At 49.5% G+C, this 21,809-nt stretch carries 25 protein-coding genes; 18 read left to right on the forward strand and 7 right to left on the reverse strand.

Features of this window, described 5'->3' with window-relative positions:
* The first annotated feature begins 32 nt into the window (after positions 1-32).
* Positions 33-677, forward strand: coding sequence for an amino acid ABC transporter permease (locus DP119_RS09280; protein ID WP_112232925.1), 645 nt, complete (start codon positions 33-35; stop codon positions 675-677).
* Positions 674-1,402 (forward strand): amino acid ABC transporter ATP-binding protein, encoded by a 729-nt coding sequence (locus DP119_RS09285; RefSeq protein WP_112232926.1) that lies wholly within the window; start codon positions 674-676, stop codon positions 1,400-1,402. The genes DP119_RS09280 and DP119_RS09285 overlap by 4 nt, the downstream gene beginning before the upstream one ends.
* 973 nt (positions 1,403-2,375) lie before the next feature.
* On the opposite strand, the gene DP119_RS09290 is transcribed toward DP119_RS09285, so the two are convergent.
* Entirely contained in the window at positions 2,376-2,816 is a 441-nt protein-coding gene (locus DP119_RS09290; protein WP_112232927.1) for a peptidylprolyl isomerase, read from the reverse strand.
* Positions 2,817-2,891: 75 nt separating this feature from the next.
* Positions 2,892-3,683, reverse strand: a complete 792-nt coding sequence (locus DP119_RS09295) for an SDR family oxidoreductase (RefSeq protein WP_112232928.1) — start codon at positions 3,681-3,683, stop codon at positions 2,892-2,894.
* Between the two features lie 155 nt (positions 3,684-3,838).
* Here DP119_RS09295 and DP119_RS09300 point away from each other — a divergent pair, with 155 nt between their 5' ends.
* A complete protein-coding gene (locus tag DP119_RS09300) occupies positions 3,839-4,825 on the forward strand; it encodes an NAD(P)/FAD-dependent oxidoreductase (RefSeq protein WP_112232929.1) in 987 nt (328 codons plus the stop codon).
* Between the two features lie 57 nt (positions 4,826-4,882).
* Here the strand turns inward: DP119_RS09300 and DP119_RS09305 are convergent, their stop codons facing one another.
* Positions 4,883-6,388, reverse strand: coding sequence for a BCCT family transporter (locus tag DP119_RS09305; RefSeq protein ID WP_112232930.1), 1,506 nt, complete (start codon positions 6,386-6,388; stop codon positions 4,883-4,885).
* Positions 6,389-6,685: 297 nt separating this feature from the next.
* Between DP119_RS09305 and DP119_RS09310 the strand changes: the two genes are divergently transcribed.
* The 10 genes from DP119_RS09310 (at position 6,686) to DP119_RS09350 (ending at position 14,263) form a co-directional block, all read left to right on the forward strand.
* A complete protein-coding gene (locus tag DP119_RS09310) occupies positions 6,686-7,492 on the forward strand; it encodes a LysM peptidoglycan-binding domain-containing protein (RefSeq protein WP_112232931.1) in 807 nt (268 codons plus the stop codon).
* A 213-nt stretch (positions 7,493-7,705) separates the two neighbouring features.
* A complete protein-coding gene (locus DP119_RS09315; protein ID WP_112232932.1) occupies positions 7,706-8,461 on the forward strand; it encodes a gluconate 2-dehydrogenase subunit 3 family protein in 756 nt (251 codons plus the stop codon).
* Between the two features lie 19 nt (positions 8,462-8,480).
* Positions 8,481-10,193 carry a GMC family oxidoreductase gene (locus tag DP119_RS09320; RefSeq protein WP_112232933.1) on the forward strand — a complete coding sequence of 571 codons (1,713 nt, stop codon included), beginning with the start codon at positions 8,481-8,483 and terminating at the stop codon, positions 10,191-10,193.
* A 19-nt stretch (positions 10,194-10,212) separates the two neighbouring features.
* Positions 10,213-10,440 carry a twin-arginine translocase TatA/TatE family subunit gene (gene tatA / locus DP119_RS09325; RefSeq protein WP_112232934.1) on the forward strand — a complete coding sequence of 76 codons (228 nt, stop codon included), beginning with the start codon at positions 10,213-10,215 and terminating at the stop codon, positions 10,438-10,440.
* Positions 10,441-10,450: 10 nt separating this feature from the next.
* A complete protein-coding gene (gene tatC, locus DP119_RS09330) occupies positions 10,451-11,338 on the forward strand; it encodes a twin-arginine translocase subunit TatC (RefSeq protein WP_112232935.1) in 888 nt (295 codons plus the stop codon).
* A gap of 89 nt (positions 11,339-11,427) precedes the next feature.
* Positions 11,428-11,895, forward strand: a complete 468-nt coding sequence (locus DP119_RS09335) for a GNAT family N-acetyltransferase (RefSeq protein WP_112232936.1) — start codon at positions 11,428-11,430, stop codon at positions 11,893-11,895.
* A gap of 157 nt (positions 11,896-12,052) precedes the next feature.
* Positions 12,053-12,559 carry a GrpB family protein gene (locus DP119_RS09340; protein WP_112232937.1) on the forward strand — a complete coding sequence of 169 codons (507 nt, stop codon included), beginning with the start codon at positions 12,053-12,055 and terminating at the stop codon, positions 12,557-12,559.
* On the forward strand, positions 12,559-12,972 hold the full coding sequence (locus DP119_RS09345) for an NUDIX hydrolase (protein WP_240616405.1): 414 nt from the start codon (positions 12,559-12,561) through the stop codon (positions 12,970-12,972). The genes DP119_RS09340 and DP119_RS09345 overlap by 1 nt, the downstream gene beginning before the upstream one ends.
* A gap of 68 nt (positions 12,973-13,040) precedes the next feature.
* Positions 13,041-13,217, forward strand: coding sequence for a hypothetical protein (locus DP119_RS15835; RefSeq protein ID WP_167399210.1), 177 nt, complete (start codon positions 13,041-13,043; stop codon positions 13,215-13,217).
* 95 nt (positions 13,218-13,312) lie between these two features.
* Complete coding sequence (locus DP119_RS09350; RefSeq protein ID WP_112232938.1) at positions 13,313-14,263, forward strand: magnesium transporter CorA family protein; 951 nt, start codon at positions 13,313-13,315, stop codon at positions 14,261-14,263.
* Positions 14,264-14,280: 17 nt separating this feature from the next.
* Here the strand turns inward: DP119_RS09350 and DP119_RS09355 are convergent, their stop codons facing one another.
* Positions 14,281-14,592 carry a hypothetical protein gene (locus DP119_RS09355; RefSeq protein ID WP_058381919.1) on the reverse strand — a complete coding sequence of 104 codons (312 nt, stop codon included), beginning with the start codon at positions 14,590-14,592 and terminating at the stop codon, positions 14,281-14,283.
* A 105-nt stretch (positions 14,593-14,697) separates the two neighbouring features.
* Positions 14,698-15,033, reverse strand: coding sequence for a winged helix-turn-helix transcriptional regulator (locus DP119_RS09360; protein WP_112232939.1), 336 nt, complete (start codon positions 15,031-15,033; stop codon positions 14,698-14,700).
* A gap of 123 nt (positions 15,034-15,156) precedes the next feature.
* Here DP119_RS09360 and DP119_RS09365 point away from each other — a divergent pair, with 123 nt between their 5' ends.
* Positions 15,157-16,005 (forward strand): VOC family protein, encoded by an 849-nt coding sequence (locus DP119_RS09365; protein WP_112232940.1) that lies wholly within the window; start codon positions 15,157-15,159, stop codon positions 16,003-16,005.
* Positions 16,006-16,045: 40 nt separating this feature from the next.
* Here DP119_RS09365 and DP119_RS09370 read toward each other — a convergent pair whose 3' ends face one another.
* Complete coding sequence (locus DP119_RS09370) at positions 16,046-16,291, reverse strand: hypothetical protein (RefSeq protein WP_112232941.1); 246 nt, start codon at positions 16,289-16,291, stop codon at positions 16,046-16,048.
* 126 nt (positions 16,292-16,417) lie between these two features.
* On the opposite strand from DP119_RS09370, the gene DP119_RS09375 reads away from it, so the two are divergent.
* From DP119_RS09375 to DP119_RS09385, 3 genes are all read left to right on the forward strand, one after another.
* Entirely contained in the window at positions 16,418-17,488 is a 1,071-nt protein-coding gene (locus DP119_RS09375) for an NAD(P)H-dependent flavin oxidoreductase (RefSeq protein ID WP_112232942.1), read from the forward strand.
* A gap of 70 nt (positions 17,489-17,558) precedes the next feature.
* Complete coding sequence (locus DP119_RS09380) at positions 17,559-18,404, forward strand: DUF368 domain-containing protein (protein ID WP_112232943.1); 846 nt, start codon at positions 17,559-17,561, stop codon at positions 18,402-18,404.
* A gap of 144 nt (positions 18,405-18,548) precedes the next feature.
* Positions 18,549-19,682: a CAP domain-containing protein gene (locus DP119_RS09385; protein WP_240616406.1), complete on the forward strand. Its 1,134-nt coding sequence runs from the start codon at positions 18,549-18,551 to the stop codon at positions 19,680-19,682.
* A 44-nt stretch (positions 19,683-19,726) separates the two neighbouring features.
* On the opposite strand, the gene DP119_RS09390 is transcribed toward DP119_RS09385, so the two are convergent.
* Positions 19,727-20,557 (reverse strand): undecaprenyl-diphosphate phosphatase, encoded by an 831-nt coding sequence (locus tag DP119_RS09390; protein ID WP_112232944.1) that lies wholly within the window; start codon positions 20,555-20,557, stop codon positions 19,727-19,729.
* A gap of 148 nt (positions 20,558-20,705) precedes the next feature.
* On the opposite strand from DP119_RS09390, the gene DP119_RS09395 reads away from it, so the two are divergent.
* Positions 20,706-21,785: an AI-2E family transporter gene (locus tag DP119_RS09395; RefSeq protein WP_112232945.1), complete on the forward strand. Its 1,080-nt coding sequence runs from the start codon at positions 20,706-20,708 to the stop codon at positions 21,783-21,785.
* The last annotated feature ends 24 nt before the right edge of the window (positions 21,786-21,809 follow it).

Genomic DNA, 21,809 nt, shown 5'->3' on the forward strand with positions numbered 1-21,809 from the left:
GCTGCATTTTTTTATGCAAGGGGGAACTGAAGGTGGAAACAATCATCAATGCTTTTCCGTATTTAATGGAAGGCTTGCAAGTTACGCTATACATTTTCAGCATTGCCATCGTCATCGGCTTCTTGGTCGGGCTGGTTGTCGCATTGCTGCGCTTGGCGCCATTCAAAGTCTTGAACTGGATCGCCAAGATCTTCGTCGATGCCATCCGGGGGACGCCGTTCATCGTCCAATTGTTCTTCATTTACTTCGGCTTGAATTCACTCGGGTTCTTTTCACTCGATAATACGACAGCCGGAATCGTGACCGTCGCGATCAACGCCGGGGCCTATTTCTCGGAAATCATCCGGGCGGGAATCCAGTCGATCGACAAAGGACAGACGGAAGCGGCGCGGTCGCTCGGGCTGGGCTCGACGCAGACTATGCGCCATATCATCTTGCCCCAGGCATTCCGGCGAATGCTCCCGACGATTACCAACCAGGCGATCATTTCCTTGAAGGATACTTCGCTCCTGTCGGTTATCGGGGTAGCGGATTTGACCCAGGAAGGGCGCATCCAGGCAAGTGCCACATTCGACGCGTTTAACGTGTACTTGATCCTCGGCATCATTTACTTTGTCGTCATTTACTTGCTCTCGATGCTCGCGAGCTTTGTGGAAAGGAAGTTTGTATTGCGATGAGTATGATCAGAGTAGAAAACCTCAAAAAATCATTCGGAGATTTGGAAGTCATCAAAGACATGAGCACCGTTGTTGAGGAGAAGGAAGTCATTTGCGTCATTGGCCCTTCGGGTTCCGGAAAAAGTACGTTTCTCCGTTGTTTGAACCGTCTTGAAGATATTACGGGCGGGCATGTCTATATCGAAGGAACGGATATTACCGATCCGAAAGTCGATATCAATAAAGTGCGGCAAGATGTCGGCATGGTGTTCCAGCAGTTCAATTTGTTTCCGCATAAGACAGTGCTGGAAAACGTGACGCTGGCACCGATCAAATTGAAAAAAGGCAACCAAAAGGCGGCTGAGAAGAAAGCTTACGAATTGCTGGATAAGGTCGGCTTGCGCGAAAAGGCGAAAGCTTACCCGGGCGAATTGTCCGGCGGGCAGAAGCAGCGTGTCGCGATTGCGCGGGCGCTTGCGATGGACCCGAAAATCATGTTATTCGATGAGCCGACTTCAGCGCTTGACCCGGAAATGGTCGGGGACGTGCTGGATGTAATGAAGCAACTCGCGAGGGAAGGGATGACCATGGTCGTCGTGACCCACGAGATGGGCTTTGCAGCGGAAATGGGCGACCGCGTACTGTTTATCGACGGCGGCTATATCGTCGAAGAAAACGTGCCGAAGGAATTGTTCGGTAATCCGCAGCACGAACGGACGAAAGCGTTCTTGAGTAAAGTATTATAAATAAGAGTAGAAAAGCGTGCCTCTTGGGCGCGCTTTTTTTGTTTGGCTTGAAAGCTGGAATTAGACAGCGAGGGATTTCGAGCGGACCTATTCCTGAGGATTGAGTTGAGCTTCGTATTGGCAATCGCCGCCGTGCTTTGGGGTGGCCTCTTGCAATAAGCCAGAAAAGAGCATCTGTCTTATTGCATCGGCTCACCCTGGGCGCTGGGCGGCTTGGAGATTCCATTGTTTACTGCTTGATAAAATCGATCTGCTTCTATATATAGTTGCCGGCTAATGGGGGAATCGCTTCCCGGGTGGCGGTTGAAACAAGATAGCGAGGGTTTGCTTGCGGAAGTGTTTCGGTTTTCTCGTTGAGCTTCACATTGGCAATCGCCGCCGTGCTTTGGGATGGCCTCTTGCAATAAGCCAGAAAGAGCATCTGTCTTATTGCATCGGCTCACCCTTGGCGCTCGGCGGCTTGGAGATTTCATTGTTTATGCTTGATGAAATCGATCTGCTTCTATATATAGTTGCCGGCTAGTGGGGGAGTCGCTTCTTGAGACAGGGTGTCTGACAGGTTGGTATTAAGACGGGAAAGTCTGTTGTTTTGTTTGGCAAATGGAGACCCGTAACACTTCAGTCCTTGGCCTGTTTGAAACAAGCTATAGAATATGATGCGTTTTAACCTTTTATATTAAGAGGACTGAAGAAACGATTTTCTGCTCTAAAACTAGGAGACGAAGTGGAAGGGGGCTGACGCCTGTGGGACCGCGCGGGCTGGCGAGACAAACGTGGCGCGTCCTTTGCGGCACGTTGGCCGGGCACCCGCCCCACGGCAAGCAGCCCCCTGAAACGCAGTCGAAAAGCGGAAGCTTTTCAAATCTCTTAATCATTAATCTTGAATCATTAATCATTTAATCTTTTACAGTCAACTCCCTAAATTCCAGCAAAACAAAAAAACGTGCCGCAGGGGCACGTTTTTTATAATGGATTATTCAGCGTCAAAGACGTGGACTTTCTCCATTTTGTCGCCGTTTTTCATGGCTTTTGCAGTTTCAAGGCCTTTTGTTACCTGGCCGAAGACTGTGTGTACGCCGTCAAGATGCGGTTGTGAATCATGGACGATGAAGAACTGGCTTGATCCAGTGTCTTTACCGGCATGAGCCATGGAGAGGCTTCCTGGCTGGTGCTTGTGCGGGTTGCCGTCTGTTTCGCATTTGATTGTCTTGCCGCTGCCGCCCATGCCAGTTCCGGTTGGGTCGCCGCCTTGGGAAACGAAACCTGGGATAACACGGTGGAAAACAACGCCGTTATAGAATCCAGAGTTTGCAAGTTCCTCAAAGTTTGCAACTGTGTTCGGTGCTTCGTTCGGGAAAAGGTCGAATTCGATTACTTCGCCGTTTTCCATGTGGATGTGGCCTTTTTTCGCCATGTACAACATCTCCTTTTCAATTGGTTCATCCCTTAGTATATCGGCTTTTGGCTCTACTGCCTACTGATAAGGGGCTTACAGCGCTTTCAGGAATCCGCCGTCGACGACGATCGATTGCCCGGTGACATATGAATTGGCAGCAGAAGCTAAAAAGACGACTGTGCGGGCGAATTCAGCGGGCTCGCCTAAGCGGCCGCTTGGAATCTGCGCTTCCGTATTCTTCAATACTTCGTCTGCTGTAATGCCTTGTTTTTTGGCCATGGCTTCGTTCAATTCGGCGATGCGCCCTGTGGAAATCTTGCCGGGCCCGACGGTGTTGACCATGATATTGTCGCCGGCTACTTCCCGGGCGAGCGTTTTCGCGAAGCCGACCATGCCTGCGCGCATCGTATTCGACAGGATCAATCCATCGATCACTTCTTTTGTCGAAGAAGAAGAGATATTGATAATGCGGCCGAATTGCTGTTCTTTCATATAAGGAAGCACTTCGCGGCAAGTACGGATATAGCTTAATAAGTTTTGGTCGAATGCCGCATACCAATCATCGTCGCTCATCGCATCGAATCCGCCGGCTTTCGGGCCACCTGTGTTGTTGACGAGCACATCGATGCGCCCGAACTGTTCGGCGATCTTTTGGAACAATTGCTTGATGTCTTCCGCTTGTGACATGTCGCAAGCGAAAGCATGGACTTGATCGTTGCCGCTTTCTGTGCGCAGTTCTTCGGCTGCTGCGTCGACCGATCCCTGGCTACGGCTCGAGATGATGACGGTTGCCCCTTCTTTCGCGAATTCCAAGGCGGATGCTTTGCCAAGCCCCTTGCTGGAAGCCATGACGACCACTACTTTTTCTTTTAATCCAAGATCCACATTTATCATCCTTTCCATTTGGTTCCTTGTTTCAGTTTACGATAGAATAGAGGGGATGGAAATGCTTGTTTCGGATTTCCGCCATAAGTCCAATGGCGGAGACCCTGTATAGATGTGGTAGGATGGATATATTGATCAGATTAGGAGTGTTGGAAATGGAAGAACGTGAAATCTTCGATATTACAATCATCGGCGGCGGCCCGACCGGCTTGTTCGCTTCGTTTTACGGCGGCATGCGCAAAATGAAGGTGAAAGTGCTGGACAGCCTTCCGCAGCTCGGCGGGCAATTGATGGAATTGTATCCGGATAAATTCATTTATGACATCGGCGGCTTCCCGAAAGTGCTGGCAAAAGATTTGGTGGATAATTTGGTCGAGCAGGCCAAATACGGCGATCCCGAGATTTGCCTGGAAGAAACCGTAGCGTCAGTCGAGCGTGAAGATGAGCATTTTGTCATCACGACGGACAAAGGCACGCATTACTCGAAAGCCATCCTGTTGACGGCTGGAGTCGGTGCTTTCCATCCGCGCAAATTGGCGGTCGACGGCGCTGAACAATTCGAAGGGAAGACTTTGCATTACGGCGTAAAAGATTTGACCTTGTTCAGCGATAAAAAAGTCGTGGTCCTCGGTGGAGGCGACTCAGCGGTCGACTGGGCGATGATGCTTGAAAATGTGGCTTCCCAAGTAACCTTGAGCCATCGCCGCGAGAAAATGACGGCTCACGAAGCGAATATCGACACGATGATGCAGTCAACGGTCGAAGTGAAGAAGCCTTTCAACGTCAAGGAGCTTGTCGGCGAGAACGGCGAAATCCGTGAGTTGGTGCTTGAAGACAAAGAAGGCAACGAAGAGCGCCTGGAAGTCGATCACGTCGTCGTCAACTACGGCAACATCACTTCCCTTGGCCCGATTAAGGAATGGGGGCTGGAGATGGAGAAGAACTCGGTCATCGTCAATTCCAAAATGGAGACGAACATACCGGGCATCTATGCCGCGGGCGATATCGCCACATACGAAGGAAAAGTGAAATTGATCGCAGTCGGCTTCGGTGAAGCACCGACCGCCATCAACAATGCGAAATCTTACTTGGATCCGAAATCCAGAGTACAGCCTTTGCATAGCACAAGCGTATTTAAATAAAGGACGAAAAAAATGCCCGGCAAGCTGAATGAGCTTGCCGGGCATTTTTGCGTTCAATCACAAGGGCTGTTTTTTCTGCTTCACTGCGACGGGGTCTTGGCTCGCCGCTTTCAGGAACGCAGCCCCCATCAGCAGGACGACGACCGAGAACGGCAAGGCCGCAATGATCAATGAGTTCTGCAATCCTTGTGTACCGCCACTGTAGACGACGATTGCCGCTACGGCTGACTGGATCAATCCCCAAGAGATCTTCACCAGGTTCGGCGGATTCAATAAGCCGCCTGTGGTCTGCATGCCGAGTACGAATGTCGCGGAGTCAGCAGAAGTGATGAAGAAGATAGCGACCACGAATAAAGTCAGAATCGACATGACCGTGCCGAGCGGGTAATGCTGCAGGACCCCGAATGTAGCAGTCTCCAAACTGTATTCGGAAATCTTGTCGATGCCTTTTTGCTCCAAGTCCAAAGCAGAAACCCCGAACACCGAGAAGAAAATAAAGCAGACGAGAGATGGGACGACGAGAACGCCAAGCATGAATTCACGGACCGTGCGCCCACGCGAGATGCGGGCGATGAAAATGCCGACAAACGGTGCCCATGAAACCCACCAAGCCCAGTAAAAGACCGTCCAACCGTCTACCCAGGCACGGCGGTCAGTATTCAATGGCTCCAGGTTAAAGCTCATTGACAGGAAGTTGGCGAAATAGCCGCCCACTGAATCAGTAAACATATTCATGATGTAGAGCGTCGGGCCGACGATCAGCAGCATGCCGAGCAGGATGAATGCCAAAACCATATTGATGTTACTCAAATACTTGATGCCCCGTCCGATACCGGACCAAGCGGAAACGATGAACAATAACGTGGCAACGGCAAGAATCAATAATTGAAATGAGAAAGTATTCGGTGTGCCGAACAGGAACGATAAACCTTCATTGATTTGCGCAGAGCCAAAGCCGAGTGTAGAAGCGACACCGATGACCGTCGCAAAGACGGCGAGCGTATCGATCAGTTTGCCAAGCCACCCGCTCATCCGCTTTTTACCGAACAAAGGGATGAGTGTTGCACTGATCAGGCCGGGCGCCCCATTATGGAACTTGGCGTAAGCGAGGGACAGGGCGACAAGGCCGTAAATCGCCCAAGCATGGATGCCCCAGTGGAAAAACGAGAACTGCATGGCTTCTTTGACAGCTTCATCCGAACCAAGTTCAGAACGCGGTGCACTGAGGAAAGCGTGTGAAATGGGCTCAGCTGTCGTCCAGAAAACAAGCCCCATGCCCATCCCGGCGGAAAAAAGCATCGCGAACCAGGAAACCAAGCTGAATTCCGGTTCATCACCGGCTTTCCCGAGCTTGATATCGGAAAACCTGGAAAAAATCAAATAAAGGCAAAAGATGAGGATAATAAACACGGAAGCTAGATAATACCAGCCGAACGTGGATGAAATCCATGAAGTGAGCGCACCTGTCTGCGCTTGGAAGTTTTCAGGCACGAAAAATCCCCAAGCGACCATGGCCAGGCAGATGGCAATCGAAATCCAAAAAACGATCGTGACATTTTTCAAGTGAGTTCCTCCTAAATTGAAAGCTATGCTTTTAAATGAATATGGCTGTATCTATTTATTCCCCAACAAAGGGAGGCTAATCCATCCTATCGCTATTAATGATAGAAAAAAAGGGGAGCAGGCAGAAAAGCTCTATTTCTCTTGAAAGTGAAAGAATGTTCTGATTTATTACATCCTGTCATATTTTAAAGAATGACGTAATGTAATTGTTAAGTTTAAACGGTCGTCCTGTCATGTTCTTGCAATGCGGAGATGTTAAGCTGTGTCTTGTGTTAGTGAAAAGGAGGAATTTCAATTATGAAAAAGCAAATCGTTACACTAACGGCAATCGCGGCATTAAGTGTAGGCGCAGCTACAACAGCAAGCGCTAATTCATCGTATACAGTACAGTCAGGTGACACTCTTTGGGGAATTTCGCAAGAAAAGAACGTTTCTGTACAAAATCTTAAAAACTGGAATGACTTGTCATCAGACTTGATCTTCCCGAACGACACGCTTTCCATTGAAGGAAAAGCACAAGCAGCTAAGAAATCATCGAACTCATCATCTACCTATACAGTTAAAAGCGGCGACACTTTGTTCAAAATCGCATCTGCTCACGGAATCTCATTGGATCAATTGATGAGCTGGAACAATATTTCCGGCCACATGATCTACCCTGGACAAGAATTCGCAGTTAAAGGTGCAGCGGCAAAAGCAGCAGCACCGGCAGCAAAAGCTCCAGCTAAAGAAGCACCGAAATCTACTCAGGCAGCACCAACGCCTGCAAGCGCTCCAGCAGCCGCTAAACCAGCAGCAGCTTCTACGCAATCAGGTAAAGAAATGACGGTATCCGCGACAGCTTACACAGCTTATTGCGCAGGCTGCTCAGGAATCACGCGCACAGGAATCGACTTGCGTTCGAACCCGAACCAAAAAGTCATCGCAGTTGACCCATCCGTTATCCCACTCGGTTCAAAAGTATGGGTTGAAGGATATGGAACGGCAATCGCTGGCGATACTGGCGGAGCAATCAAAGGAAACAAAATCGACGTATTCATCCCGACACAAAGCGAAGCTTTGAAATGGGGCCGTAAAAACGTAACAATCAAAGTTCTAGACTAATATCTTTTAAGCTACAAAGCCGAGGTGACCATTCCCTCGGCCTTTTTTTATGTTCACCTTTGCATTTATGCAAGGGTTTTTTTTTTTTTTATTATTCATACCTTTTTTCAATGAATAGTCAGAAAACTATTGAAATCAGCGTTAAGAAGAATATAATGTGGGGTATAGTTACTGTGTATTCATAATTTTCTATAATATAAGGAGGCGCATGAGATGGCAGAGAAGAAAAATGTTTCCAGACGCGATTTCCTGAAGACATCAGGGATTGCGGCAGGCGCTCTCGTCGGTGGAGGAATTATTGGTGGGGTGATTGGTGCAAACACCCGTCAGGACGGAGCGGCTCCTAGTGGCGGAGAAGCTGGCCAAAGCGGCGGTGGAGGAACGACTGAAGCTGTACGCGGGTTGCAGTTTTTCAAGAATCAACAAGAGTTCGCCGTTTTGCAGCAAGCGACGGAGCGGATTTTCCCCGAAGATGATTTGGGGCCGGGCGCAATCGGGCTTGGTGTCCCATTTTTCATCGATCATCAGCTTGCAGGCAGCTATGGTGAGAACTCGCGCGAATATATGCAGCCGCCGTTTGCGGAAGGCGAAGCGACCCAAGGCTACCAAAGCCGTCTGAAACGAAATGAATTGTTCAGGCAGGGTTTGCAAAAAATGCAGCAGGAAGCGCAAAGCCGCTTCGAAGCTAACTTCGTCGACCTTGAAGGTGAGCAGATGGACGAAATCTTGACAGCTTTCCAAGATGGTGAAGTAGAAATGCAAGGAGCCAATGCCCAATTCTTTTTCCGTCTTTTGCGGCAGGCGACATTGAATGGGGCGTATGCCGATCCGATTTACGGGGGCAACCAGAACATGGAAGCTTGGCGCATGAAAGGGTTCCCGGGACACCGTCCATCTTATATCAATGAAATTGAGAGCGAAGACTTTGTGGAAATGGATCCGCACTCAGTAGGAGATATGCTGACTTAAATAAGAAGGGGGAGTACGTATGGCGACAACACTGGATAAAGTGGATGTAGTGACAGTAGGAGTTGGCTGGACTGGCGGCATCATCGCTGCCGAATGTGCAAAAGAGGGATTGAAAGTCATCGGGCTTGAACGTGGGCAGGAACGTTCGACTGCGGATTATTCAATGGTCCACGACGAATACCGCTATGCCATCCGCTACGAATTGATGCAAGACTTATCGAAAGAAACCATTACGTTCCGCAATTCCCGCAACCAGCGGGCGTTGCCGATGCGGCAGATGGGCTCTTTCTTGTTAGGTGAAGGGCTAGGGGGCGCCGGTACTCACTGGAACGGCCAGAACTGGAGATTCTTGCCTTATGACTTTGAAATCAAGTCCATGACGGATGATAAATACGGCGCGAATAAGCTGCCTGCAGAATACACCTTGCAGGACTGGGGCATCACATATGATGAACTCGAGCCATATTTCGATAAATTCGAAAAGACAGCAGGTATTTCAGGGGAGGACAAAAACCCGTTCTGGGGCACGCGTTCTTCGGAATATCCGACGCCACCGATGAAAAAGACACCGTTGTTGCAGAAGTTTGAAACCGCCACCAGCAATTTGGGATACACGCCATTCATGATGCCTTCTGCGAACCTTTCGGAAGCTTACGAGAATCCGGACGGCCAGCAAATCGCTGCGTGCCAGTATTGCGGCTTCTGTGAACGCTTCGGCTGTGAGTACGGTGCCAAGACTTCACCTGAAATCACGGTTGTGCCGACAGCGCGTGAAACCGGGAATTATGATATTCGATTCAATGCCAATGTGGTGGAAGTGATGAAAGAAGGCGACCGGGTCACAGGGGTCCGTTATTACGATACGGTGACGTTCGAGGAATTTATCCAGCCAGCTGAAGTGGTCGTGTTGACAAGTTATGTCTTGAACAACGCTAAATTGCTGATGGTGTCGGAAATCGGCGAAATGTATGATCCCGAAACAGGGAATGGAACACTCGGGAAAAACTACGCATATCAAATTCTGCCAGGGGCTTCGGGGTTTTTCGATGAACAGATGAATGTCTTCATGGGAGCGGGAGCGCTCGGCATGACCATCGATGACTTCAACGGAGATGCGTTTGACCATGGCGACCTTGACTTTATCCATGGGGCCAGCCTTTCCATGACACAAACCGGCTCCCGTCCGATCGCATCAAACCCGCTGCCGCCGGATACACCGTCTTGGGGCGCTGAATTCAAAAAAGCTTCCATTGAAAATTATACGCGTACATTGTCGGTGGGCGGGCAAGGCGCATCGATACCGCACCGCGATAATTATATGACGCTCGATGGGACATATAAAGACGCTTACGGAGTGCCGCTTCTCCAGTTGACGTATAACTTCACTGACCAGGACCGTGCATTGCACAAATATCTTACGGAAAGAGCTGCTGAAATCATGCAGGAAATGGGCGCGAAAACGGTCGTCGGCAGAGCGCCGATTTCCGATTATGATATCGTTCCTTACCAGACGACGCATAACACGGGCGGCACCATCATGGGTGCGGACCCGAATACCAGTGTGGTCAATAATTACCTGCAGCATTGGGACATGGAGAACCTGTTTGTTGTCGGGGCCGGGAACTTTGCGCACAACGGCGGCTATAACCCGACCGGTACAGTCGGTGCGCTGGCATACCGCTGTGCAGAAGGTGTCATCAAATACAGCCAAGAAGGCGGTTCTTTAGTTTAATTCGTGAGGAGGAAAAGATATGGGTGGAATAGCTTCAATCGGTGTGCCAGGTTTAATCATTATTTTGGTCATCGTGCTGATTATTTTCGGGCCGAAAAAACTCCCGGAAATCGGGGGGGCCGTCGGCAAGACTTTCGCGGAATTCAAACGTTCAACGAAAGGGCTAATGGACGATGATGATGAAGATGATAAAGATAAAAAAGATAAAAAAGAAACAGCAGAAACGAATAAAACCGAAAGTTTATGAAGGTGGTTAAATGGATCCGTACGGAGAAAACAATCTGATCAGTCCCTTGCATAAGAAAAAGGCGAGCGAAGACCCGGCGGGACAAGAGAAGCAGAAAGCCGACTCCGGTACGGAACATGAAACCGGAGGCGTGCCACAAGAGCCGAATCCGGGAGGGGAGCAAAAGCCTCCTGAAGATCCTGAAGAAAGAGTGGAAACTTTAGTCGACCATCTGGGGGACTTGCGGAAACAATTGATTAAAAGTGCCATTGTCTTCCTATTCTTCCTGTTGCTCGTGTTTTCCACACTGAATTTCTGGTTTCCTTATGTGGTGAAAGGCAATGATCTGGTCATTCTCGGCCCACTCGAAGTCGTGAAATTCTATACATCAATTTCTGCTACAATGGCACTCGGATTATCATTGCCGTTTTTGATCCATTTCATTTGGCAGTTCGTCAAACCCGGGCTTGAAGAAACCGAAGCCAGATTTCTCGGTTTGTATTCGCCGGTCATGCTGCTATTGTTCCTGTTCGGTGTCGCTTTCGGCTATTTTATCGTCAACCCATTAAGCTATCAATTCCTGATTGGCCTCGGGGCGGCGAATTTCGATGTGATGATTTCGGCGAATGAATACGTCCATTTTTTGATCATGACCACCATTCCGCTCGGGTTATTGTTTGAAATGCCCATCTTGGCATTGTTTCTGTCATCGATCGGTGTTTTGACATCCGTTTCGATGAAAAAAGTACGAAAGTGGTCGTATCTTGGCTTGGCGATTGTTTCAGCCCTTATCACGCCACCGGATTTTCTCAGCCAGCTGCTGGTTTTGGTGCCAATGGCAGGGCTGTATGAAGCCAGTATTTATGTAGTGAAGAAAATGGAAGCGCGAAACGAACGTATGGGGGATACCACTGTCTAATGGAAAGAAAAAGGGCTGCTCCAAAAGCCGTGATATGCTTTGGGCCAGCCCTTTTCCTGTATTGCCTATTTTAAAAGGAGGACGTGCATATGCCGATGGAAATCAGAGAAATCGAAGACTTGCGTGAAGTGGATGCAACAGATCTCGTAGAGGAAAGTGAAATGGAAGGATATCGTTTCTTAAGGAGACTCGTCGATCAATACGAGGATGGAAGCAACCGATTCGACCGCCAGGGAGAAGTATTATATGGCGTATTCGATCCGCATGGCAAGTTGGTTGCAATCGGTGGGTTGAACAGGGATCCTTATTCCACGAAAGAAGGCATCGGCAGGCTGCGGCGCCTTTATATTGCGGCAGCTGTGAGGAGAGAAGGAATCGGGACGAAACTGCTGCAAGCGATCATTGATTATGCAAAAGGGCAATTCAGTGAGCTTGTGGTGCGGACGGATTCCGCCTCAGCGGATGCCTTTTACCGTGCCAATGGCTTCTCGGGCGACGTCGGTTTACCGGATGTCACACATCGGCTCGTTTTGGAGCAGCACGCCGCAAATAAATAGAACGGATTTCCTGATTACCTGGTTTTGAAATCATTTTTCAAATAGGGCGAACGGGTCAAAACCTGTTTAATGCATCACCTTTTCTTGTACAATGGGAGTCGGAGGGCTGCCGTATCGGGAAAGGTGATTTTTTGAGTTGAACCAAGGGGGAAAGGGAATGCGCAAAGTGATCGTAAGAGCGTATCAATCGGGATGGCCGGTCGCGTTTGAAAACGCAGAAGCGGAAATCCGTGACCTGCTCGAATCCGAATGCCTGGATGTGCAGCATATTGGCAGTACCGCGGTGCCAGGCCTAGCTGCCAAGCCGATTATTGATTTACTCGTGATCGTTTCGGATATAGGGGCAGTAGACCGGTTCGAGGAAGATTTCCGAAAGCTTGGTTATGAGGCGAGAGGTGAAAATGGCCTGCCGGGGAGGCGCTATTTTGAACGCGGCGGCAATGAGCGCACGCACCACATCCATTGTTACGAACAAGGTAATCCCGAAATTTTACGCCACCTTGCATTTAGGGATTTCTTGAAAGCGAATCCGCAAGTTGCTGCAGCCTATGGTGAACTGAAGATAAAGTTAGCGCAACAATACCCTTTGGACATCGAACAATACATAAAAGGAAAACAAGCGATGGTCCAGGAAATTGAGAAAAAGGCGATGGGAGAGATTTGATGGAAATGGCGAATTGGAAAGGCGCTGCCGGCGTCTGCGTAAATGAGCGGAATGAAATTTTATTGGTGCTTATGAAAGCACCGGAAGAAGACAGCAAATGGTCTGTTCCCGCAAGCGGCCTGGAAGCGGGCGAGACGCTCGAACAATGCTGTGAGCGTGAGTTTTTGGAAGTGACGGGGCTGAAGGTCAAGGCGGGCGAACTCTTGATGACGCGGGACGGCAATTACGAAGATGCTGCCGTGTCATTTGATTTGCATTATTTTCGGGTTGAAGTGACAGGCGGCGAATTAATCATCCCGAAAGATGACTTTTTGATCGAGGACATCGCCTGGAAATCCATTGAAGAAATCGAAAAACTCGATCTTGCCTATCCTGATGATCTGGAGCTTTTCAAATCTCTTGCGCCAGCTTGAGTCCAGAGGATTCAAAAAATGAGGCGGGGGTAAAGAACAACAAACAAAGTCTTCGGGAGGGCGATTGCATGGACAAGGAACGGAAAGACAAAGAAGGTGAGAAGCTGCTGCCGGATGTGGAACCGGGCCGCCATCAGCCGCCGGATAAGGAATTGGATCCCATGCCGGATAGGGATCTGGAATATGAAGAAAACTCCAACGAAAAATACCGGGACCAGACACCGGATGACAACCAGAATGACTAGATCAACCGGCCGCTTGCAATAGAGCGGCATTTTTTATGTGGTTTAGATAAGGGAGGTTTTCAAGTCTGTTCGTCAGGAAGAAAAGGGGGAGGCTTATGCAGCGACATCAATTTGCGAATGCAGTGTGGCAAGAAGAGAACGCGATGGAGGCGGCGGATTTCCGCCACTTGCTCTCGGCGAATCCAAAGCTGCAGCAATGGATCGATCAATCGAAAAACTTAACCGTCAATATCCTTCACGCCGACACTTCCCAGCTCGGCAAGGAAGTCTTATGGGGTTCCTTGATCTACAAGCAAAGCCGCCATGCACGCGATGCCCAGGATGTCTTTCATTTTTATATATCTCCGGAGCTGTTAGTGACAAGCACGCTTGATTTCGAGGAAGACTTGGATATGCCGAGACAGTTGATGATTCAGCAAATGGAAAATGCGCAATCCCCGATCGAAGTGATGATGATTTTGCTCGGAGGGATGGTCGGTTCGGTTTTGCATAAAATTGACAGCTTTGAAGAGCGGCTCCATCAATTATTGTGGAATATCAAAGAACACAATAACCGCAAGACCTTGGAAAGCATCGAGGAAGTACGGCACGAAATCTTGTTATGGAAGCATTTGATCATGGGCTTCAGTGAAATCAGCATGGCGGTCGAGGAAACCTTTGGCGAAGGCGTCTGTGAAGGCAGGGAGTACAAACGGACCGCTAAGCGGATCGATCGCTGTGTCATGCTCGTTGAATCCTATGAAGACGAAATTAATAATATGGTCGATATGGAGAATGTCGTCGCCAATTACCGCGGCAACGAAATCGTCAAGACGCTGACGGTGCTGACGACTTTGTTCACGCCGGTCATGGCATGGGGCGCTTTATGGGGGATGAATTTCAAAATCATGCCCGAACTCGATTGGAGTTTCGGTTATGTGGCAGCCATATCGATCATTGCCATCTCCACGTTCTTATTGTATTTGTATTTCAGGCAAAAAGGCTGGACAGGCGATATTCTCCGTTCGATCGACAATAAAGGCAAACGAAAACAAAGACAGGACTGATCCCAGTCCTGCCTTTGTCATTTCGGTTTGTCTTTTTTCAGTTCCTCGAGCAGTTCGGTGTAGCGGTGCAAGTCGCGGTCATCGTATTTGCCGATATAATTGATCAGCATTTCCTCGACGTCCCGCCGTTGCCGTTCGGCTGCGATGAGTTTTTCTTTCATCGACTTCTGCTTCCAGAGAATGGTATCTTCCACGTCTTCCATTTTGTTGAGCATATCGATTTCTGCAAGCAGTACCAATGCGGCGTTCTTTTTCTCTTCGTACTTTTTCAATGCCTTGTCGATTTTTCGCGTATCGTTCTCGTAGGTCATATTGGAATACATCGACATCTGTATGCCCTCCTCCACCGTTTATACTTTTACATTAACAGGTATTAGAATATTCTGTCTATGATAACAGGCAAAAAGATGGCGGAAATCCTTCTTCATCTAGTTTCATGAAGTACTTTCCGCCGTCTCTGCAGGCTCTATCCAATTTTGTGACCAGCGCTCGATTTCCTTCATGACCGGCTGCAGCGAGGCGCCTTTTTCAGTCAACGAATATTCGATTCTAACGGGGGTCTCGGGGTGGACGGTGCGTTCGACCAAGCCGTCTCCTTCTAGGTTTTTTAGCCGTTCTGACAGGAGGCGGCCGCTAATTCCGATTTCTTCCGTTAATTGGCCGAAGCGTTTGGGCTCGTCCATCAATTGATGGATGATCAAGCCTGTCCAGCGCTGTCCCAATAAGGAGATAGCTGCTTCAAACCGTGGGCAAATTTCCTGGCTTTTCATGTTCACCGCTCCTTTTTCTTCATAATAGCATATCTGTATAGGAATGAAAAAACAGATGACTTGACGTAACTAGGTTATTAAAATATAATCAGTTACAAATAGTAAGTAGATGGAGGAGTTATAATGAATTTTCATCAAAAGCCTGTAAGCTATGTAGAAAGCTTGACCTTGAAAGTATTGGATTTGCCGGAAATGAGCCGTTTCTATACGGAAGTGTTGGGGTTTGAAACCATCGAAGAAAAGGAAAACGAGACGGTTCTCGGGGTAGGCGGGGAAGAGATCCTGACGCTTCAATCCGCGCCCGAGTTCAAGGCGAAAGCCGGCCGCTTTGCCGGATTGTATCACTTCGCGGTACTATTGCCGGACCGGAAAGAACTCGGCAAAATATTGCTCCATCTTCATGAGCAACGGATTCCGATTGGTTCTTCCGATCATCAAGTAAGCGAAGCGTTGTACCTATCGGATCCAGAGGGCAATGGCATTGAAATTTACCGCGACCGTGAACCCGGTGAATGGGAATGGCGCGGAGATCAGGTTCACATGACGGTCGATCCGCTCGATGTCCAGGAAGTTGCGCAAGCATCAAATGGCGAAAAATGGAGCGGCATGCCGGCGGGCACGGTGCTCGGGCACATCCATCTCCACGTGTCGGATCTCCAGGCAGCGCACGACTTCTATACCGGTGCGATCGGCTTCGGCTTGGTCGCAAACCTCGGTAATCAAGCACTATTTGTCTCGGATGGAAACTATCACCATCATATCGGATTGAATATCTGGAATGGCACAGGCATTCCGGCCCTGCCGGATCAGACGGCAGGTCTTGGGCATTATGTCATCCGTGTCGCAGATGAACAAGCACAACAGGCCATGCGTGACCGCTTGCAGGCATACGGCGCTGAGGTTCGCATGGAAGGGGCGACGCTCGAAACCGCTGACCCATCCGGCAACCGAATCCGTATTTTAACCGCATAAGAAAATCCCTGGGACTTGGTGTCTCGGGGATTTTTTTGCATTAAGGTGCAGGGCACGAAGCGGATGCATCCGCGTATAATAAGGTTTGTGTAGAACGCCCAGGCGCAACGGCTTGTTGGACGTTGCCCGTTTGTTCGGGCATTACGTGATCTCTTGTTTCCGTATAAGCCTGGAGCCGCTCCTGGTTTTGCCAGTCTTCAAAAGGTTCATTGTAAAAGCCCAAAAGGATCAATCCGCAAAATGCGGCAATCAACGTGATGCCAAGTAACGAAAGGAAGCCTTTCATGATTCAATCCCGCCTTCTCATAGATGCTGATATTTAGAACGCAGACCGTTCGGAAAAGGTTCCCGGTTGAAGAAATCCCAAAGACTGGGATACTGATAGGTAAGACTGTGAAAGGGAGGGGTAAGCATGATTTCATTGAATACAGACATTTGCCGATTGCTCGGGATTGAGTATCCGATCATTCAGGCAGGAATGGCAGGGGGGCCGACCACCGCCGAACTAGTGGCGGAAGTTTCGGATGCAGGCGGCTTGGGAACGCTCGGTGCTGCCTATTTGACACCTGAAAAGCTGCGGGAGGATATTTCGGAAATACGCAAACGGACTAACAAGCCATTTGCCGTCAATTTGTTTGCACCTGTGCCAAAAGATGATTTCTCACGTATCGATGAAGTGAAACAAGCGCTGCAGCCAATCTACAAGGAACTTGCGATTGAAGAGCAAAACGCTGAATACCGCTCTCCAGATCATGGGGAAGAGTTGTTTCGCATTTGTCTGGAAATGAACGTACCGATCATTAGCACGGCTTTTGGTTCGCTGCCGCCTGAACAAATGGCTTCTGCCAAAGCACAAGGCGTTACCGTCATCACCATGGCGACGACTGTCGGCGAAGCGATGGAAGCGCAAGACAAAGGAGCCGACGCTATCGTAGCACAAGGCAGTGAAGCGGGAGGGCATCGGGGCAGCTTTTCATTTGACCAGCATCCGATGGGCGCACAAGTCGGCTTGATGGCATTGCTTCCACAAGTCGCAGATGCTGTGGACGTGCCGGTGATTGCGGCTGGCGGCATCGCAGACGGGCGCGGGCTGGTAGCGGCGCTCGCGCTCGGCGCACAAGCCGTTCAGGTCGGAACGCGCTTTGTTGGAGCGAAGGAATCGGGTGCGCATAAGGCGTATAAACAAGCGATCTTTGACAGCGATGAGGAAAGCACTGTCGTGACCAAAAGTTTCTCAGGGCGACCAGCGCGCGGAATTAAAAATCGTTTCATCGAACAATTCGAATCCACGGGAACCCAGCCACTGCCATTTCCGTCCCATAATACAGTGACGAAAGAAATTCGGGGGGCTGCGGCAAAAGCCGGCAATCCGGAATTTATGTCGTTATGGGCAGGCCAGGCAACAGGGGCAATGACGCAGGAAGAAGGCGCAGCGGAAATCGTCTCTTCCATGATGGATCAGGCACGCGCGCTCTTGCGGTAATTCGGCTCGAGTTTCCTGTTTCTGCGTGCTATACTGTTAAAAGTGATTTTGAAACGAGGAGATTGAACGAATGGAATGGAAAAATATATACCGCGGTATTTTGATGGGCATCAGCGATTTGATTCCGGGAGTCAGCGGCGGAACGATTGCCTTTATTCTTGGGATTTATGATCGCCTGCTTGAATCGATCAGCGGCTTTTTCAGCCGCGAATGGAAAAAACAGCTAGGCTTTCTCGTGCCTCTTGGCATAGGGATTGTCATCACCTTATTATTGTTCAGCCGATTTATCGAATTTTTGCTGGAAAACCATTACGAAGCGACGCAATTTTTCTTCATGGGGCTAATCCTCGGGGTCTTGCCTTATATCATGAAGCAAGCGGAAGTGAAAAAGAATTTCACGGCGCGCCATTTGGTCATCTTGCTGGTCATCGGGGCAGCGCTTGCTTCCATGGCATTTATCCAGACCGATGATAATGTAGCGCCGATTACGGAACTGAGCCTGCCAACGTTCTTCCTGCTATTTTTCTCTGGTTGGATCGCGAGCATGGCGATGCTATTGCCTGGCATCAGTGGCTCGTTCATCTTGTTGTTGATCGGTGTTTATTCGACGGCCATCAACGCTTTGTCGACATTGAATTTGCCGATCGTCTTGGCAATCGGTGCCGGCGTCATGGTCGGGTTTGTCGTCTCAAGTAAAGCGATCAGCTATTTGCTGGAGCATTTTACGTATGTGACGTATGCGGCCATCATCGGCTTGATCCTTGGCTCGCTATTCGTCGTATTCCCTGGCTTTGCGGCCGATACAATGACGTTGGTAACCAGCCTGGTGACGTTCATGGCGGGCCTATTGTTCACGCTATGGTTCAGTTCGCCGAAGAAAACCGATATTACAAGTGAACATAATGTTGAGGCTTAAGAAATAAAGAATTGCAAAGCGGACAGCGAAAAGAACTCCTTTTCCTGTCCGCTTTTGATATTTATTTAAGGGGAAAAGTAAAAAAGGCTTTTTGCTTTCCGGATTCCGCTTTTGCGATTAAACTGAAATGAAGAGAAAGAGGTGATGCGTGTGCGGAAATTGTTTGGCATCCTGTTGCTCATAGCCTTGTTGTTTTTCACCCGCCCGGTATGGGAAGCACCTATCGAGGAATATGTCGACCTCAGCTTTTTGGACTCGGTGGATGAAGTGATCGGAAATGTAACAGCGGACACGGATGTGTCCAAAGCGCTCGATGGAGCCAAGCATTTCACGACGCGCATCAGCCATCAACTGCAGGCGATGGTGACGGAAAGCTCAGCCGCTTTGCCTGAGGCGGTCGCAAAACCGGAACTCTCCAAAACCGATTCCATGGTGGCGGTCCATAATGTCACGCTCGGGATGAGCAAGGAACAAGCCCAGCAAAAGCTGGGCCTGCCCTTGCGTTTGATGGAGAACGAATACGGAACCGATTGGCATAGTTACCATCAGGATTACCAGAACTATGTATTGCTGTCTTACGATGAGGATGGCGAGGTCAACGGCATGTTCACCAACCAGGATCTCATATCTTCGACGGAAGGCTTCTCGATGGATTCGAGTAAAGCGCAAGTGCGCGAATTATTCGGGACGCCGCTGACGAGCCTGCAAAAAGGCCGCGTGCAATATATTCTGGATTCGCGCGATGAGTACGATTTGTTCGAAACGGCCGATTCCTATACGACGGTTTTCTATGATATTCACGAAGGGGACACGGTGACGGCGGTCCAGGTCATCGGCAAGGACTTGGAGGAGCAGCGCAGCGAGATTTACGCGGAGCCTTCCCCGGAAGTGAAGGAAGGCTATGAGTTTTTGTTGTTCGAACTGACCAATTCAGCGAGAATCCAACGGGAGCTGCCGCTCTTGAAATGGGATAGTGAAACGATGGAAACGGCTCGCGACCATAGCCAGGAAATGGCGGATGAGCGTTATTTCAGCCATACCAACCCCGATGGCCAATCGCCTTTTGACCGCATGAAAGAAGATGGCATCACATTCTTTATCGCCGGTGAAAACTTAGCCTATGGGCAGTACAGCGCTGTCTTCGCCCACGAGGGGCTGATGAACTCGATGGGCCATAGGGAAAACATCGTCAAGCCCGACTTCGGCTATCTCGGTGTTGGCGTTGCATTCAATTCAGACAAGCAGCCTTACTTTACGGCTAACTTCTTTAATCGCTAAGCAAAAATCCCTCTATTGCATTTGTGCAATAGAGGGATTTTTAATTAGTTCAACAAGAACCAGGCGAGCACGACGAGCGGGCCGACGACAAAGCAGTAGATCGCGAAATACTTCAGCTGGCCTTTTGCCATGATGTTCATGAACCATTTCAGAGAGAAGTACGACGCAACCAGTGAACCCACAAACGCCATGATGTACGGCAGGGCCATCGTCGAGAGATTATCATCATTGACGATGTCGGTGATGCTCAGTACAGCCCCGCCCAAGCTGATCGGGATGAACAACAGGAACGAGAAGCGCAATGCCGTCTCTTGGTTGATGCCCCGTGCCATGGCGGCAACGATCGTGGCGCCGCTTCGGCTGATGCCGGGGATCAATGCGACGGCTTGTGCGCCGCCGATGATCAAGGCGTCTTTCATTGTCATATTGCCGTCTTTACGCTGTCCGCGCATATTGCGGATCAGCCACAAAGCGAGGCCGGTGACAATCAGCGTAACCCCGACGGTGACGACCGTCGACAGGTAATCATCGATCGTATCTTGGAACAACACGCCGATGATGCCCGCTGGAATGGTCGCGACGACCAAATAAACGACGAACATAAAATCGCGCCGTGTTTCCGGCGTTTTTTCCTTGAAGAATTTCAAGCCGTTAATCACCAGCCGTTTGATGTCCTCACGGTAAATGATCAAGACTGCGAGTAAGGATGCGCTATTGACGAGCAGCGCGAAAGTCGAAGTGCTTCCCTCGATTTCAACATCGAGAAAGTATTGTGCAATCAGCAAATGGCCGCTTGAAGAAATCGGGATCGGTTCGGTGAGCCCCTGGAATAGCCCGAGCAGCAAGAACTTGATTGTAAGCCATAATTGTTCCATCTGTATGTATCCTCCAAATTCTATTCATTCTCATATCCACAATCATAAGACGTGCATTGCTTGAAAAAGTTCACGCTATACAAAAACATATAATACCATATAATCATGATAAACTGGGTATACACATGGAAGAAAGGAAGTGTAAGAGGTGACAAATAAATTATGGTTCCAAGCGGGCGTCGGCATTATCCTCACCTTGGTCATCATTCGCCTATTCATCGAAGTCCAGGGGATATTCGACCCGCTGTTCATCATTGCGGGAACGATTTTCGTGCCGCTGCTTCTCGGGGGCGTCTTGTTTTACCTGACGCGTCCGCTGCTGTATTTTTTGGAGAAACGCAAATTCCCGAAATGGTCCGGCATCCTGATTATTGTCCTTTTGATTGTTTTGGTCTTTTATCTATTGTTTGCAATGGTTGGGCCGATGGTTACCAAGCAAGTCAACTCGCTTGTCGACAACGCGCCGGGGATCATCAATGACGTAGAGGAGTATACGCAGTACCTGCTGGCCCAGCGCGACCGCTTGCCGGATTCACTAGAAGAGCAGATCAATGATCTGAGCGGCCAAATCGGCGACCGCATCGGCGATATCGGCAGCTGGGTCGTATCGTTCCTGACTGGATTCATCTCCGGTTTGTTCACCTTGATTCTTGTACCGTTCTTCTTAATTTACCTGTTGATCGACCACCGGAAGTTCATCCCGTTCATTTCCGGATTCTTCAGCGGGCAGCGCAAGCTATGGGTCATCAAGACATTGAAGGACATCGACCACACATTGCAGTCCTATATCCAGGGCCAGCTGTTCGTCAGCTTTTTGGTCGGAATCATGCTGTTGATCGGCTATTTGATCATCGGGCTTGAATACGCGCTATTATTGGCAATCATCGGCATGGCGACAAACGTCATCCCATTTCTCGGGCCATACATCGCCGTTGTGCCGGCCATCATCATCGCGCTCGTGCAAGAGCCGATCATGGCGGTCTATGTCGCGATCATCATGTTGATCGCCCAGCAGATCGAGAGTAATTTCATCACTCCGAATGTCATGGGCAGTGCACTCGATGTCCACCCGCTGACCGTCATTACCTTGATCCTTGCAGCCGGAAACATCGCGGGCATTTGGGGGATCATCCTTGCGATCCCGTTCTATGCGGTCGTGAAGACGATCGTCAAGAATATTTACGCAAGGCGCCAGGAAATCCGCTCGACCGCAACAAGGGAAGTTTAACCTTCACTTTCTCAACGAGCTGGA

Origin of the sequence: Planococcus maitriensis (assembly GCF_003289925.1) — a bacterium.
In the GTDB taxonomy this organism is placed as follows: domain Bacteria; phylum Bacillota; class Bacilli; order Bacillales_A; family Planococcaceae; genus Planococcus; species Planococcus maitriensis.

What these genes read in the sequence shown, in the direction of transcription:
- DP119_RS09310 (WP_112232931.1), top strand. Translation starts at nt 6,686, where the DNA reads ATGAAAAAGCAAATCGTTACACTAACGGCAATCGCGGCATTAAGTGTA.
- DP119_RS09355 (WP_058381919.1), bottom strand. Translation starts at nt 14,592, where the DNA reads ATGTCGATGTATTCCAATATGACCTACGAGAACGATACGCGAAAAATC.
- DP119_RS09340 (WP_112232937.1), top strand. Translation starts at nt 12,053, where the DNA reads ATGCGCAAAGTGATCGTAAGAGCGTATCAATCGGGATGGCCGGTCGCG.
- DP119_RS09285 (WP_112232926.1), top strand. Translation starts at nt 674, where the DNA reads ATGAGTATGATCAGAGTAGAAAACCTCAAAAAATCATTCGGAGATTTG.
- DP119_RS09365 (WP_112232940.1), top strand. Translation starts at nt 15,157, where the DNA reads ATGAATTTTCATCAAAAGCCTGTAAGCTATGTAGAAAGCTTGACCTTG.
- tatC (WP_112232935.1), top strand. Translation starts at nt 10,451, where the DNA reads ATGGATCCGTACGGAGAAAACAATCTGATCAGTCCCTTGCATAAGAAA.
- DP119_RS09315 (WP_112232932.1), top strand. Translation starts at nt 7,706, where the DNA reads ATGGCAGAGAAGAAAAATGTTTCCAGACGCGATTTCCTGAAGACATCA.
- DP119_RS09290 (WP_112232927.1), bottom strand. Translation starts at nt 2,816, where the DNA reads ATGGCGAAAAAAGGCCACATCCACATGGAAAACGGCGAAGTAATCGAA.
- DP119_RS09320 (WP_112232933.1), top strand. Translation starts at nt 8,481, where the DNA reads ATGGCGACAACACTGGATAAAGTGGATGTAGTGACAGTAGGAGTTGGC.
- tatA (WP_112232934.1), top strand. Translation starts at nt 10,213, where the DNA reads ATGGGTGGAATAGCTTCAATCGGTGTGCCAGGTTTAATCATTATTTTG.
- DP119_RS09380 (WP_112232943.1), top strand. Translation starts at nt 17,559, where the DNA reads ATGGAATGGAAAAATATATACCGCGGTATTTTGATGGGCATCAGCGAT.
- DP119_RS09390 (WP_112232944.1), bottom strand. Translation starts at nt 20,557, where the DNA reads ATGGAACAATTATGGCTTACAATCAAGTTCTTGCTGCTCGGGCTATTC.
- DP119_RS15835 (WP_167399210.1), top strand. Translation starts at nt 13,041, where the DNA reads ATGGACAAGGAACGGAAAGACAAAGAAGGTGAGAAGCTGCTGCCGGAT.
- DP119_RS09335 (WP_112232936.1), top strand. Translation starts at nt 11,428, where the DNA reads ATGCCGATGGAAATCAGAGAAATCGAAGACTTGCGTGAAGTGGATGCA.
- DP119_RS09300 (WP_112232929.1), top strand. Translation starts at nt 3,839, where the DNA reads ATGGAAGAACGTGAAATCTTCGATATTACAATCATCGGCGGCGGCCCG.
- DP119_RS09375 (WP_112232942.1), top strand. Translation starts at nt 16,418, where the DNA reads ATGATTTCATTGAATACAGACATTTGCCGATTGCTCGGGATTGAGTAT.
- DP119_RS09385 (WP_240616406.1), top strand. Translation starts at nt 18,549, where the DNA reads ATGCGTGTGCGGAAATTGTTTGGCATCCTGTTGCTCATAGCCTTGTTG.
- DP119_RS09360 (WP_112232939.1), bottom strand. Translation starts at nt 15,033, where the DNA reads ATGAAAAGCCAGGAAATTTGCCCACGGTTTGAAGCAGCTATCTCCTTA.
- DP119_RS09350 (WP_112232938.1), top strand. Translation starts at nt 13,313, where the DNA reads ATGCAGCGACATCAATTTGCGAATGCAGTGTGGCAAGAAGAGAACGCG.
- DP119_RS09370 (WP_112232941.1), bottom strand. Translation starts at nt 16,291, where the DNA reads ATGAAAGGCTTCCTTTCGTTACTTGGCATCACGTTGATTGCCGCATTT.
- DP119_RS09345 (WP_240616405.1), top strand. Translation starts at nt 12,559, where the DNA reads ATGGAAATGGCGAATTGGAAAGGCGCTGCCGGCGTCTGCGTAAATGAG.